Origin of the sequence: Collinsella sp. TF10-11AT, assembly GCF_003437565.1 — a bacterium.
In the GTDB taxonomy this organism is placed as follows: Bacteria; Actinomycetota; Coriobacteriia; order Coriobacteriales; family Coriobacteriaceae; genus Collinsella.
In genome coordinates this window covers 143,828-160,792 of the sequence record NZ_QSQW01000002.1, presented here as the reverse complement: position 1 = coordinate 160,792, position 16,965 = coordinate 143,828, and the positions used below count along the sequence as shown (strand labels likewise).

Genomic DNA, 16,965 nt, shown 5'->3' with positions numbered 1-16,965 from the left:
GGTTATGCCGACTATGGCGAACTAATTTTAGGAACGCTGCTGCGGCTTCCAGGAACCCACATTGGCATCGTACTGGTTCAGCGCGCTATTGCCGCCCTGCGCGATGGGCGCCAGGATCTCGCTTTGGTGGGAACTCATCGACTCGCCATCGGGAATGGCCAGCGAGATATCCCAGCTCTGGCAAATCACGTCGACGCGCTCATACATCCACTCGGCAAGCTGCTTTAAGTGGGTGATGTCATCCGCATAGACCGTATCGTCCTGGTACTTAAGGTTGTTGAGCTCATCTTGCGTCTTTTTGATCTGGTCGCGCAGGGCGTAGGCACTCTGCGACAGCTCCTGACGGGTGGACAGCGGCGTTCGGAGATAGCCGTTGTTGAAGGAATCGATGACCTCTCCGATCTGATCCTCGTCAGCATAGGACACGATGGTCTGATACAGACCGTCGAGCCTGGTATAGAGCTGATCATCGGTGAGCACGGTTTCTTCCTGGACCACCTCGGCAGAATCGTCCTGCTTGGTATCGTCCTCAGTGGCCTCGCCCTTTTGGCGCGTGGGGAAGGTGGTTTGTGCAGCTTGGCCAAACTGGTCGTAGAAGCCGGGCATAACACCCATGGGATCGGCCGTCACGAACCAATAGGCACCGCCGCAAACGACGGCAAGGACCGCGATGACAATAAGCGGCTTGGGAATATGACGCTTGTGCTTGTGATAGGCGTCCTCGTCGGGGTGCACCTTGCGCTTGGGTTTTTGAGCATCGTCATGCAGGGAAACGGGCATGGGAATATCGACCTTGGGGATACCGAAATCCTTATCGAAAGCCGGCAGCACGCAGGTCTCATTGGGGTCGGCGGCGTCTGAGAGCACTGCAGCGGCAGAGGTCGACGCATGAGGCACCTCGGTGTCAATCTGCTCTTGCGTTAGGCGCGGAAAGCCCGCCGTGCGGCCCGCTGCCAGGTCGGATGCGGCCGCGTCCTCGGAGAGGATACCCGGAGCGGGGCGTCCGCATTTAGGGCACGTACGATCATGCGGAGAAAGACGGGCACCGCAGCCCTCACAGAACACGAACTCGGTGTGCTCCGGACCATCGCCCGGACCCACGTAGGCGTTGCAGTAGGGGCAGAACGAGGCGCCGTCCTCGATAGTCTTAAGGCAATGCGGGCAGATCACGGCATCCTCTTTTCGAAGCAATTCAAACAATCGAGGTTAGAGCATAACATCGCCACGGCCCCACAGGAACAAGGCACCAATTCAACATCGCCAGGGCGCGTAGCTACTTCTTCTTTTTGCTCGGCATCGAGACTTTGATGCCTTGGGCGGACTTGGTTACGCGAGAGCGCTTGGCTCCGCTACCCTTCTTTTTCTTGGGCTGGGCCTGGGCCACGCCCTCGAGTGCGCGGGCCTCGGCCTCACGAACGGTGCGAGATTCGCGGCGCTGCGCCATGTCGGCGGCGACGCGCTTGGCAAAACGCTCCGCCGTCGAACCCGTCGAGCTCACCTTGCCGCCACCGCGACCCAGGCGGACGCGCACACCGCGACCAAAACCAGTTGCGGCATGACGACGACGCGGCTTAAGCGAATCCATCATCGTGGCGAGCTTAAAGAACACCGAGCAGGTAAAGGCCACGATGACAGCCAAGATAACCATCTGGCCCATCGACAGGTTGGCAATAGACAGCAGCTCCGGGAATCCGATAACGCCCACCAAGATGCCGGCGACTACAAACACAAAGAGCACCACGCGCAAGGGCGTGAGAGGCTGCGAGATGCGCCAGATCAGGCTGACGCTCGCCGCGCACGACGTAAGCAGGCACATCGTAGACAGCGTGAGCTGGTTAAAGCCAAACACGCGCGCCACAAAGATATCGAGCGCCGCGGCCAAAATGACCGCAATCGACGCCGGCAGTGCCCGCTTGAGCACGTTCGTCAGGAACGACCCCTTCACGCGAGCATTGTTGGGCTCCAGGCCCAAGACAAAGCCCGGCGCGCCAATGCAGAAGAAGTTGATGAGCGTCATCTGAATCGGCTCGAAAGGGTACGGCGGCAGCGCGATGCACAGCGCCGCCAGGCCCATCGAGAACAGCGTCTTGGTCAAGAACAGCGAAGCCGAACGCTGCAGGTTGTTGATGGAGCGACGGCCCTCGGCCACCACGGCGGGCATCGAGGCAAAGTCGTTGTCGACAAGTACGATCTCGGCCACGTTACGCGCGGCATCGGAGCCGGCCGCCATGGCGACGGAGCAGTCGGCCTCCTTGAGCGCCAGCACGTCGTTGACGCCGTCGCCCGTCATGGCCACGGTGTGCTCGCGGCGCTTGAGTGCCTGCACGAGCTCGCGCTTCTGCTGCGGGGTCACACGACCAAAGACATGGTAGCGGTCCACTGCGGCATCGAGCTTGGCCGGCGTATCGAGCGTCGTGGCGTCCACATAAGCGTCCGCCCCCGGCACGCCCACCACGCGTGCGATCGACGACACCGTACGCGGGTCGTCGCCACTGATCACGTTGAGGGTCACGCCCTGCTCGTTAAAGTAGCCGATGGTCTCGGCCGCCGAGGTACGGATCTCGTCGCGGATGGTCACAAAGCCCACGGGCTCGGCCTCGCCCACCATATCGCCATCGGGCGTAAAGCCGTCCACGCGCGCCACCACGAGCACGCGGCAGGTATCGGCAAGCTCGGCGACACGGTTCTCGACCTGCGAAAACGCACGCTCCGAAAGCACAAACTGCGCAGCGCCCATCACATAGGAGCCCTGCGCAAACGAAGCGCCACTCCACTTTTTGGAGGACGAGAACGGAATGACCGACAGCGGCTCAGACACCTCGACCGGGCGATCGGCGTAATAGTTGAGCAGCGCCTGGCAGGTCTCGTTGGCATCGGCCGAAGTCGCACGCGCCACGTTAGCCAGCGCAAAATCGAGCACCGTGGTATCGACGGGAACGGCGGCGTCGCTCTCCCCCGCACCCATACCCTCGACCGGCAGCGGATACGTGCCCTCGACCTCCATGCGACCCGACGTGATGGTGCCCGTCTTGTCCAGGCACAGCACGTCGACGCGCGCGAGCGTCTCGATGCAGTAGAGCTGCTGCGCCAGCACCTTGCGGCGGGCCAGGCGCACCGTGGCGATGGCGAGCACCGACGAGGTCAGCAGCACCAGGCCTTGCGGGATCATGCCCAGCAGGGCGCCCACTGTGGACAGCAGCGCCGACGAAGGCACATGGCCAGCCAACAGCTCGGAGAAGCACCACGAAAGCGCGCTATCGCCTGGGGTTCCCGCGGCATCCCACAGCTCGCTCACACTCGAGGCAAACAACGCCAAACCGAGCGGGATCATGATGATGCTCGCAAAGCGCACGATGGCGTTAAGCGCGTTCATGATCTCGGAATTGACCTTTTTGACGTACTTGGCCTCGTTATTAATTTTGGCCACGTAGTTGTCGGCGCCGACATGGATCACGCGGGCGCGCAGCAGGCCCGAGTCGATAAAACTGCCGCTCATGAGCTCGGAACCGGGCTGTTTCTTAATAAGGTCGCTCTCGCCCGTCAGCAGGCTCTCGTTCACGAGCGCCTCGCCCGAAACCACCACGGCGTCAGCGGGAATCTGGTCGCCACGCCCCAGGCGGATGATGTCGTCGAGCACAATCTGATCCAGGTCGAGCTCAACCTCGGAGCCGTCGCGCACCGCGATGGCCTTCTTGGAGGTCAGCAGCGTGAGCTTATCGACCATCTTCTTGGAACGCATGGACTGAATGACGCCAATAGCGGTATTGAGGAACACCACGAACAGGAACGTCAGATTCTTAAACGAACCGGTCAAAATGACCAGGAACGCCAAGATCACGTTGATCAAATTGAACAGCGTGCAGAGGTTCTCGATGATGAGCTCTTTGACCGACTTGGTCTTGAGCTCCATGTTGCGGTTGATCTTACCGGCGGCGATGCGCTCCTCGACCTCGGCGGTCGAGAGTCCGCGCTCGATATCCGTTGCTGCCATACCACGTCCCATCACGTCGCGTCGGTATAAGAAAAACCGCCCGGACCATGCGAGGTTCGGACGGTCTTACGTTCGATGGTGCCCCATGTTGGATTCGAACCAACGGCCTTCTGCTCCGGAGGCAGACGCTCTAATCCCCTGAGCTAATAGGGCCAACGGTTGGCATTATACCCAAGTGCACCACGGGCTATCAAAATAAAAGAAAAAGCTTTGCAATTCCGGGGAAGACGCGGCGCAACGGCTCACTTTAGAAGGCAAAAGCGAATCAGATAGTATAAACTCTCATGCACCATATATACACGGCTCGCGATGCGGGCCGTTTTTGCAAGGGTTATCCATCGAGGTGAGAGGCACACCATGATTGCAATTTTAAAGCAGAGCGCCAGCGACGAGGCCGTCAGCCATATCGTCAGCTGGATTGAGAAAAAGGGCCTGAAAACCGACGTCTCGCGCGGCGAGAACGAGACGATCATCGGCCTGGTGGGCGATACGACCAAGATCGACCCGTTCCTGCTCGAGTCCATGGACGTCGTCGAGCGCGTGCAGCGCGTCTCCGAGCCGTTCAAGCGCGCCAACCGCAAGTTCCACCCCGAGGACTCCGTCATCGACTGCGGCCACGGCGTCAAGATCGGCGGCGACCAGTTCCAGGTCATCGCCGGCCCGTGCTCCGTCGAGGGCGAGAACCTCATCCGCATCGCCCGCCGCGTGAAGGCCGCCGGCGCCACGATGTTGCGCGGCGGCGCCTACAAGCCCCGCACCTCCCCGTACGCCTACCAGGGCATGGGTCCCGCCGGCCTGGACCTGCTGTGCGAGGCGTCTGCCGAGCTCGACATGCCGATCGTCACCGAGATCATGGACCCGCGCGACGTGCAGGTCTTCCTGGACAAGAAGATCGACGTCATGCAGATCGGCGCCCGCAACGCCCAGAACTTCCCTCTGCTCAAAGAGGTCGGCAAGACCAAGACTCCGATCTTGCTTAAGCGCGGCATGTCCGGCACGATCGATGAGCTGCTCATGGCCGCCGAGTACATCATGAGCGAGGGCAACGACAACGTCATCCTGTGCGAGCGCGGCATCCGCACCTTCGAAACCCGTACTCGCAACACCTTCGACCTCAACGCCGTGCCGGTGCTGCACCACCTGTCGCACCTGCCCGTCGTCGCCGACCCCAGCCACGCCACCGGCTACACCCGCTACGTTGAGCCCATGGCGCTTGCCGCGACCGCCTGCGGCGCCAACGGCCTGGAGATCGAGGTCCACGACGAGCCGAGCCGCGCCTGGTCCGACGGCGCCCAGGCCCTCACCCCCGATCAGTTCGACGACACCATGCGCCGCATCCGAGCCATCCGCGAGGTCGTCTGCCAAGAGACCATGGAGTAGCCCATGGGTACAGTGAGAAACGCGCGCGTTAACCAGGGCGGCCCCAAGTGCGCCGGCATCGTCGGCCTTGGCCTCATCGGCGGCAGCTTTGCCCGCGGCTATGCGCAGGCGGGCGTCCGCGTGCTGGCCTGGGATCCCGATGACGATGTCATGACGGCTGCCAGCATGGGCACCGTTGCCGGCGAGCTCAACGACGAGACGCTCGGCGAATGCGACATCATCGTCCTGGCTTGCTACCCCGAAGCCTGCATCGAGTGGCTCGAGGCACACGCCCAGGCACTCGCCGACGCCACCGATACCGAGGCCATCATGGGCCCCGTGGTAATTGACACGGTGGGCGTCAAGGGTATCGTGTGCGAGCGCGCCTTTGAGCTTGCCCACGAGCACGGCTTTTACTTTGTGGGCGCGCACCCCATGGCGGGCACGCAGTACTCGGGCTATGCACACTCCCGCGCCGACCTGTTCCAGGGCGCCCCGCTGGTGCTCGTACCGCCCGCGGTGGACGATGCGCTCAAGCTGGAGCTTTTGGGCCAGGTGCGCGAGATGGTGCGCCCCTTGGGCTTTGGCAAGTTCAGCGTGACCAGCGCCGCCGAGCACGACCGTGTCATCGCCTTCACGAGCCAGCTTGCGCACGTGGTATCCAACGCCTACGTCAAAAGCCCCACTGCCCAGGTCCACCACGGCTTTTCGGCCGGTAGCTACCGCGATCTCACCCGCGTGGCGCACCTCAACCCGCAAATGTGGTCCGAGCTCATGATCGACGACGCCGACGCGCTCGCCTTCGAGATCGACCATCTGATCGAATCGCTTGGCGCCTACAGCCGCGCGCTCAAGGACCGCGACCAGCGCTATCTGGAGAATCTCCTTGCCGAGGGCGACCGCATTAAGCGCGCACTCGACGACGAGGCCTCCCACTAGACAACCCATCACGCCAGGTCGAAAGGACCGAAGCTTATGGCGATTACCATCGATATCGACACTGCACGCCCCTACCAGGTGCATGTTGGCACGTTTTTGTTGGAGCAGGCGGGGCCGCTCGTGCGCGCCACCGCCGGCGGCACCAAGGCCGTCATCGTGACGGACACCAACGTGGGCCCGCTCTACCAGATGCCCGTTAAGCAGAGCCTGGAGGCGTCAGGCTACGAGGTGAGCATCTGCACCTTCGAGGCCGGCGAGGCCCATAAGCGCGCCGAGACCTACGTTGCCATTTTGGAGTTTGTGGCCGAGCACGAGCTTTCGCGCTCCGACGTGATCGTGGCACTCGGCGGCGGCGTCGTGGGCGACGTGGCGGGCTTTGTGGCCGCCACCTACATGCGCGGCTGCAAGTTTGTGCAGATCCCGACGAGCCTGCTCGCCATGGTGGATTCATCGGTGGGAGGCAAGACCGCCATCGACCTGGCTGCCGGCAAGAACTTGGCCGGCGCCTTTTGGCAGCCGAGCGTGGTTATCGCCGACGTGGGGTGCCTGGCCACCCTCACGCCCGAGCAGTTCGCCGACGGCTGCGGCGAGGTCGTCAAGCACGCCGTGATCGCCGACCTGGAGCTTTTCGCCGAGCTGGAGAAGACCCCGCTCACGCTGGAGCTGCTCAACCGCGATGTGGCCCGCGTAGCGCTCATCATCGCCCGCAATATCGACATCAAGCGCGCCGTGGTCGTCGCCGACGAGCGCGAAACCAACCAGCGCAAGCTCCTCAACTTTGGACACAGCGCCGGACACGCCGTCGAGGCCTGCGAGCACTTTGAGCTGGGACACGGCAACTGCGTGTCGATCGGCATGGGCATCATCACGCGCGCCGCGGCCCTGCACGGCGTCTGCGATGCCGCACTGCCCGGTCGTATTGAGGAACTCTGCGCCCGTCATGGCCTCACGACCCGCTGTGACCTAGATGCCGATACCGTCTTTGCCGAGGCGCTCCACGACAAGAAGCGCGCGGGCGACACCATAGACCTGGTGATTCCGCACGGCATTGGCCGCTGCAGCATCGACCGCACACCGCTTTCCACTTTCCACGAACTCATTGCCGAGGGCCTCGGCCAGAAGGGAGACGCATCCGCATGCTAGCCCGCATCACCCCGTCCCCGCTCAAGGGCACCGTTCCCGCCATCGCGTCCAAGTCGATGGCGCATCGCCTCATCATCTGCGCTGCGCTTGCCAACGGCGAGACGCACGTCACCTGCAACACCACCTGCGCCGACATCGAGGCCACGGTGCGCTGCCTTACGGCACTGGGTGCTCGCATCGAGACCGTCGAGGACGGCTTCCAGGTCCACCCCACCATGAAGAGTGTTGAGTTTGGCCTGCTCAAGGCCCTTGCCGGCGGCACGCTTGACTGCGGTGAAAGTGGCTCCACGCTGCGCTTTATGCTGCCTGTCGCCTGCGCGCTGGGTGCGGATGCCACCTTCGTAGGCCAGGGCCGCCTGGGCGCCCGCCCGCTCTCCCCGCTCTCGGACGAGATCATCGCCGCCGGCTGCGACCTACAGGGTCTGGGCGGTTTTCCGCTCAAGACGAGCGGCCGCATGCGCCCGGGCACCTTTGTGCTTCCGGGCAACGTGAGCTCGCAGTACATCTCGGGCCTGCTGCTGGCAGCCCCGCTGCTGGCCCAGCCCTCCTGCGTGCAGGTAACCGGCCTCATCGAGAGCCGCCCCTACATCAACCTGACGATACAGGCCATGAAGGCCTTTGGCGTCGAGGTCAACGTCGAGCGCATTCCGGCCAAGGACGGCCAGCCCGAGGTCACGAACTTCCGCGTGAGCAGCGGCTCGTACCGCACGCCCGGCAGCGTAGCCGTCGAGGGCGACTGGTCCAACGCCGCCTTTTGGCTGTGCGCCGGTGCCATCGGCACCGACCCAATCACCGTCGAGGGCGTGTCACTGAGCTCCGCACAGGGCGACCGTAACGTGCTTGCCGCGCTTTCGCGCTTTGGCGCCCGCATCGTGCGCTCCACCAACGCCGCCACCGTGCAGTCCGACAAGCTCGCCGGCTTTGAGATGAGTGCCCACGACATTCCGGACCTGGTGCCCGTCATCTCGGCCGTGGCCTCGTTGGCACAGGGCCGCACCTTTATTCGCGATTGCGCCCGTCTGCGCATCAAGGAATCCGACCGTCTGGTCACCACCACCCGCGAGCTCACCGCGCTGGGCGCGCAGGTGCGCATTGCCGGCTATGACCTCATCATCAAGGGTGTCGATGCCTTCACCGGCGGCGAGGTCGATTCGCACAACGACCATCGCATCGCCATGATGGCCGCTATCGCCGCGAGCCGCGCCACCGGCGAGGTCGTGATCCACGGCGCCGAGGCCGTCAACAAGTCCTATCCCGATTTCTTCGGCCACTACCGCCTGCTGGGCGGCAAGGTCACACTCGAGGAGGAATAGCATGTCCTCGACCTTTGGCAACGTCTTGCACGTAAGCATCTTCGGCCAGTCGCACTCCCCCGCCATCGGCTGCTCCCTCGATGGCATTCCGGCGGGCATCGCTGTTGACCAGGAGCAGCTGCAGGCCTTCCTTGACCGTCGTGCCCCCGGTCGCGACGAGACCGCGACCAAACGCCGCGAGGCCGACGCCGCCCACATCATCGCCGGTGTGGTCGATGGACATACCACCGGCGCGCCCATCGCCGCGATTATCGAGAACACCAACACGCGCTCCAAGGATTACTCCGAACTGCGCCGCAAGCCCCGCCCCGGACATGCGGACTTCCCTGCGCGCGTGAAGTATCACAACATGCACGATGTCGCCGGCGGCGGACACTTCTCCGGCCGCCTAACGGCACCCCTGTGCATCGCCGGCGGCATTGCGCTGCAGGCACTCGAGGCCCGCGGCATTAAAGTGATGGCGCATGTAGCGCAGATCGGCGGCATCTCCGACCTGCCGATGGACGACATGGTCTATCGCGAGGCCGACCGCAAGGCGATCCTTACGAACGATCTGCCGTGCATTGACGCCGCCGCCGCCGGCCGCATGCACGAGGAAATCCTAGCCGCGCGCGACGAACTCGACAGCATCGGCGGCATCGTGGAGTGCGGCATTTACGGGCTTCCTGCGGGCATCGGCGACCCCATGTTCGATGGCATCGAGAACCGCATCGCGCAAATCGCGTTTGGCATTCCCGCCGTAAAGGGCGTGGAGTTTGGCATGGGCTTTGCCGTGGCCGCCATGCGTGGCAGCGAGAACAACGATCCGTATCGCATCGATGCCGAGACCGGCGAGATCGAGGTCGAGTCCAACAACGCCGGCGGCATCCTGGGCGGTATTTCGACCGGCGCGCCCGTCATGTGGCGCATGGCCGTAAAGCCGACGCCCTCAATTGGGCGCGAGCAGCAGACGGTGGACATGGACGCTATGGAAAATGCCGAGCTCTCGGTCCACGGCCGCCACGATCCCTGCATCGTCCCCCGAGCCGTCCCCGTAGCCGAGGCAGCCGCCGCCCTTGCCATCTGGGACGCCCTCCTCGAAGACGCCGCCCAGCGCTAACTACCCACCCCTCAACATCCCCCGACACGTGAAAGGGGTCTCCATGGACCTTGCTGACATCCGCCAGGCCATCGATGGCATCGACACCACGCTCCTCAACAGTTTTGTCGAGCGCATGGACATTGCCACCGAGGTCGCCAAGTCTAAAATCGAGATGGGCAAGGCCGTCTTCGACCCCGCCCGTGAGCGCTCCAAGCTCAACAATCTCGCCAGCCGCGTGCCCGAGCGCTACGAGGCCCAAGCCATCACCCTGTTCCGCCTCCTCATGAGCATGAGCAAGGCCGAGCAACAGCGCTACATCAACGAGCTCAAGGGCATCACCGTCTCACAAAAGGCCCACGCCACGGCTGCAGCCTTTGACACGCCTTTCCCCCAGACGGCTAGCGTCGCCTGCCAGGGCGTCGAGGGCGCCTATAGCCAAATTGCCGCGTGCAGGCTCTTCGACGTGCCCGACATTGCGTTCTTCGAGACCTTCGAAGGCGTTATGCGCGCTGTGCGCGACGGCTTCTGCGAGTTTGGCGTGCTGCCCATCGAGAACTCCACCGCCGGCTCGGTCAACGCTGTCTACGACCTGCTCGCCCAGTTCGACTTCCACATCGTGCGCTCGCTGCGCCTCAAGATCGATCACAACCTGCTCGTCAAGCCCGGCACCAAGCTCGATGACATACGCGAGGTCTACAGCCACGACCAAGCCATTGCCCAGTGTGCCGGCTTTATCGAGTCCCACGACCTGCACGCCACCAAGTACCCCAACACGGCTATGTCGGCCGAGATGGTCGCCAACTCCGAGCGCGCCGATGTTGCTGCCATCGCATCGCGCAGCTGCGCGGCACTCTATGGCCTGGAGGTGCTGGAACCCAACATCCAGGACTCGGACAACAACTACACGCGCTTTGTCGTCATCAGCCGCGAGCCGCGCGTCTACCCCGGCGCCAACCGCACCTCACTCATGATCACCACGGCCAATGAGCCGGGCGCCCTCTATCGCGTACTCGAGCGCTTCTACGCGCTCAATATCAACCTCATCAAGCTCGAGAGCCGCCCCATCCCCGGCCGCGACTTTGAGTTTATGTTCTACTTTGATCTGGACTGCCCCTTTGGCAGCAAGGCTCTCGACGACCTGCTCGATTCGATCAACGACGTGTGCGAGAGCTTTACCTACTTTGGCAGCTACACGGAGGTGCTCTAGATGACCGATACCGCCGCAACCCGCCCCTATGGCGTGCTGGGCCGTGTGCTAGGCCACAGCTACACGCCGACCATCTACAAAGAGCTCGCGGGGCTCGAGTACGTGCGATTTGAGCGCGAACCCGAGGACCTCGCGGCCTTTATGACGGGCGACGAATGGGAGGGTACCAACGTGACCATCCCCTACAAGCGCGCCGTTATGGAGTACCTGGACGAGCTGAGCCCGCTCGCCGAGCGCATGGGAAACGTCAATACCATCACGCGCCTGCCCGACGGCCGTCTGCGCGGCGATAATACTGACTACTTCGGTTTTCAGTGCCTGGTCGAGGAGCTGGGCGTAGAGGTTGCCGGCAAAAAGGTCCTCGTGCTTGGCGCCACCGGTGGTGCCGGCACCACGGCAAGCATGGTGCTCGGCGATCTGGGCGCCACAGTCGTGCCCGTGGGCCGCACGAGCGAGGTCAACTACGGCAACATCGCGCAGCAGTCCGACGCCGCCCTGCTCGTCAACTGCACGCCTGCCGGCATGTTCCCCCACTGCCCCGACGCGCCTTGCACGCTCGAAGGACTCGATGCGCTCGAAGGCGTTATCGACATTGTCTACAACCCCGCCCGCACGGGACTCATGCTCGAGGCCGAGCGCCGCGGTATCCCCTGCATCGGCGGTTTGCTCATGCTTGTGGCCCAGGCGGCGCAAGCCGTCGAGCGCTATACCGGCCAGGTCACCCCGCGTGAGCGCATCCTGGACGTGACGGAACGCTTGTCACGCCGCGAACAGAACATCGCCCTGATCGGCATGCCGGGCTCGGGCAAAACCCGCGTGGGTGAGCAGATCGCCCTGCTCACCGGCCGCGAGCACATCGACTTAGACGCCGCGCTTGAGAAGCGTCTGGGCATGCCCTGTGCCGACTATATCGTCGAGCGCGGCGAGGCGGCCTTCCGCGAGCAGGAGACGGCGGCGTTGTCCGACATCTCCAAGCGCAGCGGCCTGGTGCTCTCCACCGGCGGCGGCGTGGTCACGCGGGACGAGAACTACCCGCTGCTGCACCAGAACAGCCAGATTGTGATGCTCAACCGCAAGCTCGACGAACTCGCCCACAAGGGCCGCCCCATCACCGCCCGCGACGGTATCGACAAGCTCGCCGAGCAGCGCATGCCGCGCTACTGCGCTTGGGCCGACTACATCATCGACTCACGCGACTGCGCCGCCAACACCGCCCAAGCCCTCCTCGATACCCTCTAACCTGCCAAAAAGGGACAGGTTTATTTTGGCAGGTTTTATCTGGGCAAACGTCGAAGACCACAAGACCGGCCACGCCAACCAACCACAAAGGAAGCAACCATGAAAGCACTCGTCATCAACGGCCCCAACCTCAACATGCTCGGCATTCGCGAGCCGGGCATCTACGGTAGCGACAACTACGACCGCTTGGTCCAGATCTGCAAGGAGGCAGGAGCCGCGCAGGGCTTCGACGAGGTCGAGGTCTTCCAGTCCAACCACGAGGGCAGCATCGTCGACAAGATCCAGGAGGCCTACGGCAAGGTCGACGGCATCGTCATCAACCCGGCGGCCTACACGCACACGAGCGTCGCGATCCTCGATGCCCTCAAGGCCGTCGCCATCCCTGCCGTCGAGGTCCACATCAGCGCCGTCGAGACCCGCGAGGACTTCCGCCAGATAAGCTACGCCCGCCTGGCCTGCTTCGCCACCATCACCGGCGAGGGTCTGCAGGGCTACGCGCATGCGTTAGAGCTGCTGGGGAAGCGTCTCGAAAAGTAGCCTCGCGAGCAAATCCATCAACGCCGATTCGCACGCTAATATAGCCAGTGCCGCCAGCAGCAACCTCGCTACTGGCGGCACTTTATTACTGGCATACAATCGTTGCAGTCACACAACGTCTGGAGACGCGCATGTTAAGCATCCATCTGGGAGATTATCCCGGTTCCATCTACGATACCGAAACCTATTTTAGGAACTCATACTTGGACTCATGGTTCGAAGACCCTATGGCCGCACAGATGATTAAAAGCGTGGACGGATCAGAGCTCATCGGCCCCCACAACATCATCAGCAAACAGCTCGGTTCGATTACGCCCCTCGAGCTTTCCGGCGGCGTTAAGACGCTGCTGCTGGTGCGCAATCTGCCAAACATGGTGTTTAATGCATCCACTTGCGGAGATAACTGCGCCCGCTGGCTGCTCAAAATTGGCAAAGAGCAGGATGTGCTGGTAACCCTTTACCACATCATGAAATTCCCCTGGAAGCATTTTGAGATTCGCATTAATAACGATGACCGCATCGTCAGAAACATGCAGGAGTTTATCGGCGCCACGAATGACTTTTTGGATGTTGATGAGTAATGAAGGGAACGCATACCGTTGTCGTAGAGCGTGCAAAGGTCAAATACACACTCACCTTTAAACGCAACATTTCCTTCATTCGCGGTAACAGCGGCACGGGCAAAACGACACTCATCTCGATGATTCGCGACTACAACGATCGTGGACCGGAGAGCGGCGTCACGCTCAGTTGTGACGTGCCCTGCGAAACGCTTTCCGGCAGACGCTGGGAGCGCGAGCTGTCGATCATCGAAGATTCGATCGTCTTTCTAGATGAGGGCAACGAGTTTATCTACTCAAAGGACTTCGCCAAAGCCGTAAACGGATCGTCCAACTATTTTGTTCTGATATCTCGTCGCGACGCCAACGAACTCCCCTACAGCGTCGACGAGATCCTAAAGCTAGTCAACACCACAAGCAAGACAATTAATGGCCGCAAGAGCGACAGACGCTTCTACTCGGTGACCAAGCCGCTATATGACCACACGGCAAGCATGTTGTATCAGGATCTAAATGTTGGATTCGAGATACCCGACGCCGTAGTTGTCGAGGACAGCAAATCTGGCTATCAATTCTACAACGCTCTTTGCAACCGACTCGGGATCCCCTGCTATTCCGCCACCGGCGTAGCAAACCTAAAACGAACGATTCACGAATGTCCCGAGCAAAACATCCTTGCCATAAGAGACGGCGCAGCGTTTGGCCCTTACATCGAAAAGGTGCTTGGGCAGCGCGTTTACAAGAACGTTCGCTTGTTCCTCCCGGAATCATTCGAGTGGACGCTTCTGCAATCTGGCCTCATTCCCAGCAACGATATCCCAAAGATTCTCGAGGACCCCTCGAACTACATCGAAAGCCGCGACTACCTGAGCTGGGAGCGGTTCTTCACCGACGTATTGATCAAGTACTCGGCAGACACTCGTTATGCTTACAAAAAGACGAAGCTCAATGAGCAGTATCTGAGGCCACAGGCGATGGATGCAGTTGCAAGCATCTTGCCCGAGTGCCTGAGGGCGGAATAGCGAGTCCTTAACATCATTTGGAAACCAGGCAACGCCCACGCTTTGGAGCTGCCGAGGGAACGACTGCTACACTAACCCTTGGGGCGACACATTAGGTATGTTTGTCCCTAAACTAAAGGAACTGTCCGATTGACATACAAAGGAGCACATCCATGTCCCAGTACGATTACCTCGTCGTCGGCGCCGGCCTTTCGGGCGCCGTATTCGCCAATGCCGCCAAGCGCGCCGGCAAGTCGGTCCTGGTCATCGATCGCCGCGACCACATCGCCGGCAACATCTATACCGAGGACGTCGAGGGCATCCAGGTCCACCGCTACGGCGCGCACATCTTCCACACCTCCATGAAGGACGTCTGGGACTACGTCAACCGCTTCGCCGAGTTCAACAACTACGTCAACTCGCCGGTCGCAAACTTCCACGGCAACATGTACAACATGCCCTTCAACATGAACACCTTCGCCAAGATGTGGCCGGGCGTCGTCACGCCGGCCGACGCCAAGGCCAAGATTGCCGAGCAGGTGGCCGCCGAGAACATCGGCGAGCCGGCAAACCTGGAGGAGCAGGCCCTGTCCCTCGTGGGCCGCGACATCTTCGAGACGCTCGTGAAGGGTTACACCGAGAAGCAGTGGGGCCGCGACTGCAAGGACCTGCCCGCAAGCATCATCAAGCGCCTCCCCTGCCGCTTCACCTACGACAACAACTACTTCAACGACCGCTATCAGGGCATCCCCATGGGCGGATACACCAAGATGGTCGCCAACATGCTCGAGGACATCGAGGTGCGTTGCGGCGTGGAGTACAAGGAGTTGATCGCCGCCGAGCCCGACATTGCCGCCAAGACGATCTACTGCGGCCCCATCGACGCGTTCTATGACTTTAAGCTGGGCACGCTGGAGTATCGCAGCCTGCGCTTTGAGACCGAGACGCTCGACGAGCAGGACCACCAGGGCGTTGCCGTGGTCAACTACACCGAGCGCGAGATCCCCTACACGCGAATCATCGAGCATAAGCACTTTGAGTTCGGCACGCAGGACAAGACCGTCATCACGCGCGAGTACCCGGCCGACTGGAAGCCCGGCGACGAGCCCTACTACCCCATCAACGACGCCAAGAACGAGGCCCTCTACAAGCAATACGAGGAGCTGGCGGCGCAGGAGGGCGACATGATCTTTGCCGGTCGCCTGGGCGGCTACAAGTACTACGACATGGACAAGGCCATCGCAGCAGCCTTCGAGCTCGTCCGCAACGAGCTGGGCGTGGAGCCGACTGAGGCGTAGGAGCGAGGACGCTCAGCCAACCACCCCGAGCAAACAGGGGGCCCGGCGCAGTTCATTCGCTACTGCGCCGGGCCCCCTTCTTAATCGACTAGTCAATTCGTTCTGTACGCCTCAAATATCGATCAAACTGAGGTACAGTAAAATCAACCTCTCCTCTTGCGGCGGAGTAAATCATGCCCTTGCTAATTAATTGAGCTCGTAGGGGTCCAATAGACGAAACGTCTCTCCCCATATAATGAGCCACATTCGCGAGCGTACAGGGAAGCTCGCCGCAGCGAACCATGGCAATCAAAAACTCCTTTTGCCTTGGAGTGCATCGATCGTATCTAACGCTAAAGAAACCTTCGTCAAGACGCATATCCGCTATAGAGGTGCAGCCGAGCACGGTTTCTAGTGAAATGAACTTACTATCGGATGAAGTCCAAATGGTCGAACAAAGCTCCTGGATGAAATACGGGTAGCCCTCTGTATAGTCAATGATGACATCGACAGCCTCGTCGGAATAGCGCACATCAAGCTTTTGTGCGGGCCTGACAATAGCCTCAACCGCCTTGTCACGAGGAAGCGAATCGACCTTCACAAAGCTAAACTGCCTCTCGGAATAGGTCTTGGCTTCGCCCAGCATCTTTAGAAGCTTGGGCAAACCGGCACAGCCAAACATAACGGGAAGGCCAAGCTGGGTCGCGCGATGAAGCGCGCACGCCAAGGCTTCAAGTTCTTCTTTACTGGCATACTGCAGCTCGTCAATTCCAATAAAAATCGAAGATCCTGCAGCTTGAGCATATTTTCCTAGAACGACAAGTATATCGGTAAAATCGCCAGATAGATTATGAGACGAGGCGAGAGACGCCCCAAGAACCTCTTCATTAAAGCCCAGAGACAACGAGCCATCGCCCGCATCAACAGATAGCGTTAAGGATGCAAACAGGTTCTTAATCTGTTCCAATTTACTCTTAACGAGTTCAATTCGATTAAGCGAAGCCGATAGCGAGCAACAAGCCGAAGCCAAAGGAGCAATCAAACCCTTCTTCTCTTCGACCTCAATATGGCGGACAAGAATACCCTCGCCCTCGGCTACTGATTCGATCGAGTTAAGCAATACTGTTTTACCAACGCCCCTAAGGCCGTACAAAACAAGCGAACGGCTCTGGTAGTTCGCAGCAAGCGCCTTGAGTTGAAGAGAAGCCGCTTCGAGAATATCGTCGCGCCCGGCAAGATACTTGGGCATCGCGCCCGCACCGGGCGTATACGGATTGCGATAATCGATCATTGCAAGCTCCCAAAGAATAACGGCCGA

General features: G+C 61.1%; 14 protein-coding genes and 1 tRNA gene. 11 read left to right on the top strand and 4 right to left on the bottom strand.

Annotation, left to right across the window (positions count from 1 at the left end; all coding sequences use genetic code 11):
• Nucleotides 1-27 precede the first annotated feature (27 nt).
• The 3 genes from DXC99_RS02165 to DXC99_RS02155 all read right to left on the bottom strand — a co-directional run bounded on the left by DXC99_RS02165 (nt 28) and on the right by DXC99_RS02155 (nt 4,144).
• Nucleotides 28-1,170, bottom strand: a complete 1,143-nt coding sequence (locus DXC99_RS02165; RefSeq protein ID WP_158551609.1) for a zinc ribbon domain-containing protein — start codon at nt 1,168-1,170, stop codon at nt 28-30.
• A gap of 103 nt (nt 1,171-1,273) precedes the next feature.
• Complete coding sequence (locus DXC99_RS02160) at nt 1,274-3,991, bottom strand: HAD-IC family P-type ATPase (protein ID WP_117629152.1); 2,718 nt, start codon at nt 3,989-3,991, stop codon at nt 1,274-1,276.
• Between the two features lie 76 nt (nt 3,992-4,067).
• Nucleotides 4,068-4,144, bottom strand: a tRNA-Arg gene (locus DXC99_RS02155).
• A gap of 204 nt (nt 4,145-4,348) precedes the next feature.
• On the opposite strand from DXC99_RS02155, the gene aroF reads away from it, so the two are divergent.
• The 11 genes from aroF to glf all read left to right on the top strand — a co-directional run bounded on the left by aroF (nt 4,349) and on the right by glf (nt 15,668).
• Nucleotides 4,349-5,371 carry a 3-deoxy-7-phosphoheptulonate synthase gene (gene aroF, locus DXC99_RS02150; RefSeq protein ID WP_117629151.1) on the top strand — a complete coding sequence of 341 codons (1,023 nt, stop codon included), beginning with the start codon at nt 4,349-4,351 and terminating at the stop codon, nt 5,369-5,371.
• Between the two features lie 3 nt (nt 5,372-5,374).
• The gene (locus DXC99_RS02145) at nt 5,375-6,289 is read left to right on the top strand and encodes a prephenate dehydrogenase/arogenate dehydrogenase family protein (RefSeq protein WP_117629150.1); all 915 of its coding nucleotides are present in this window, start codon (nt 5,375-5,377) and stop codon (nt 6,287-6,289) included.
• A gap of 36 nt (nt 6,290-6,325) precedes the next feature.
• A complete protein-coding gene (gene aroB / locus DXC99_RS02140; RefSeq protein ID WP_117629149.1) occupies nt 6,326-7,432 on the top strand; it encodes a 3-dehydroquinate synthase in 1,107 nt (368 codons plus the stop codon).
• Nucleotides 7,426-8,745, top strand: coding sequence for a 3-phosphoshikimate 1-carboxyvinyltransferase (gene aroA / locus DXC99_RS02135; protein ID WP_117629148.1), 1,320 nt, complete (start codon nt 7,426-7,428; stop codon nt 8,743-8,745). Before aroB ends, aroA begins: the two co-directional genes overlap by 7 nt.
• A gap of 1 nt (nt 8,746) precedes the next feature.
• Entirely contained in the window at nt 8,747-9,844 is a 1,098-nt protein-coding gene (gene aroC, locus DXC99_RS02130; protein ID WP_117629147.1) for a chorismate synthase, read from the top strand.
• Nucleotides 9,845-9,887: 43 nt separating this feature from the next.
• Nucleotides 9,888-11,033 (top strand): prephenate dehydratase, encoded by a 1,146-nt coding sequence (gene pheA / locus DXC99_RS02125; RefSeq protein WP_117629146.1) that lies wholly within the window; start codon nt 9,888-9,890, stop codon nt 11,031-11,033.
• On the top strand, nt 11,034-12,272 hold the full coding sequence (locus DXC99_RS02120) for a shikimate kinase (protein ID WP_117629145.1): 1,239 nt from the start codon (nt 11,034-11,036) through the stop codon (nt 12,270-12,272). It abuts the gene before it with no gap.
• Nucleotides 12,273-12,371: 99 nt separating this feature from the next.
• A complete protein-coding gene (gene aroQ / locus DXC99_RS02115; RefSeq protein ID WP_117629144.1) occupies nt 12,372-12,809 on the top strand; it encodes a type II 3-dehydroquinate dehydratase in 438 nt (145 codons plus the stop codon).
• A gap of 131 nt (nt 12,810-12,940) precedes the next feature.
• On the top strand, nt 12,941-13,390 hold the full coding sequence (locus DXC99_RS02110) for a DUF4869 domain-containing protein (RefSeq protein WP_117629143.1): 450 nt from the start codon (nt 12,941-12,943) through the stop codon (nt 13,388-13,390).
• Complete coding sequence (locus tag DXC99_RS02105) at nt 13,390-14,391, top strand: translation initiation factor 2 (protein ID WP_117629142.1); 1,002 nt, start codon at nt 13,390-13,392, stop codon at nt 14,389-14,391. Before DXC99_RS02110 ends, DXC99_RS02105 begins: the two co-directional genes overlap by 1 nt.
• Nucleotides 14,392-14,543: 152 nt before the next feature.
• A complete protein-coding gene (glf, locus tag DXC99_RS02100; RefSeq protein WP_117629141.1) occupies nt 14,544-15,668 on the top strand; it encodes a UDP-galactopyranose mutase in 1,125 nt (374 codons plus the stop codon).
• 88 nt (nt 15,669-15,756) lie between these two features.
• On the opposite strand, the gene DXC99_RS02095 is transcribed toward glf, so the two are convergent.
• Nucleotides 15,757-16,938 carry an AAA family ATPase gene (locus DXC99_RS02095; protein WP_117629140.1) on the bottom strand — a complete coding sequence of 394 codons (1,182 nt, stop codon included), beginning with the start codon at nt 16,936-16,938 and terminating at the stop codon, nt 15,757-15,759.
• Nucleotides 16,939-16,965 lie beyond the last annotated feature (27 nt).

Bases quoted from the DNA above. Each gene is read 5' to 3' on its own strand.
- DXC99_RS02160 (WP_117629152.1), bottom strand. From the start codon at position 3,991: ATGGCAGCAACGGATATCGAGCGCGGACTCTCGACCGCCGAGGTCGAG.
- aroF (WP_117629151.1), top strand. From the start codon at position 4,349: ATGATTGCAATTTTAAAGCAGAGCGCCAGCGACGAGGCCGTCAGCCAT.
- DXC99_RS02145 (WP_117629150.1), top strand. From the start codon at position 5,375: ATGGGTACAGTGAGAAACGCGCGCGTTAACCAGGGCGGCCCCAAGTGC.
- aroB (WP_117629149.1), top strand. From the start codon at position 6,326: ATGGCGATTACCATCGATATCGACACTGCACGCCCCTACCAGGTGCAT.
- aroA (WP_117629148.1), top strand. From the start codon at position 7,426: ATGCTAGCCCGCATCACCCCGTCCCCGCTCAAGGGCACCGTTCCCGCC.
- aroC (WP_117629147.1), top strand. From the start codon at position 8,747: ATGTCCTCGACCTTTGGCAACGTCTTGCACGTAAGCATCTTCGGCCAG.
- pheA (WP_117629146.1), top strand. From the start codon at position 9,888: ATGGACCTTGCTGACATCCGCCAGGCCATCGATGGCATCGACACCACG.
- DXC99_RS02120 (WP_117629145.1), top strand. From the start codon at position 11,034: ATGACCGATACCGCCGCAACCCGCCCCTATGGCGTGCTGGGCCGTGTG.
- aroQ (WP_117629144.1), top strand. From the start codon at position 12,372: ATGAAAGCACTCGTCATCAACGGCCCCAACCTCAACATGCTCGGCATT.
- DXC99_RS02110 (WP_117629143.1), top strand. From the start codon at position 12,941: ATGTTAAGCATCCATCTGGGAGATTATCCCGGTTCCATCTACGATACC.
- DXC99_RS02105 (WP_117629142.1), top strand. From the start codon at position 13,390: ATGAAGGGAACGCATACCGTTGTCGTAGAGCGTGCAAAGGTCAAATAC.
- glf (WP_117629141.1), top strand. From the start codon at position 14,544: ATGTCCCAGTACGATTACCTCGTCGTCGGCGCCGGCCTTTCGGGCGCC.
- DXC99_RS02095 (WP_117629140.1), bottom strand. From the start codon at position 16,938: ATGATCGATTATCGCAATCCGTATACGCCCGGTGCGGGCGCGATGCCC.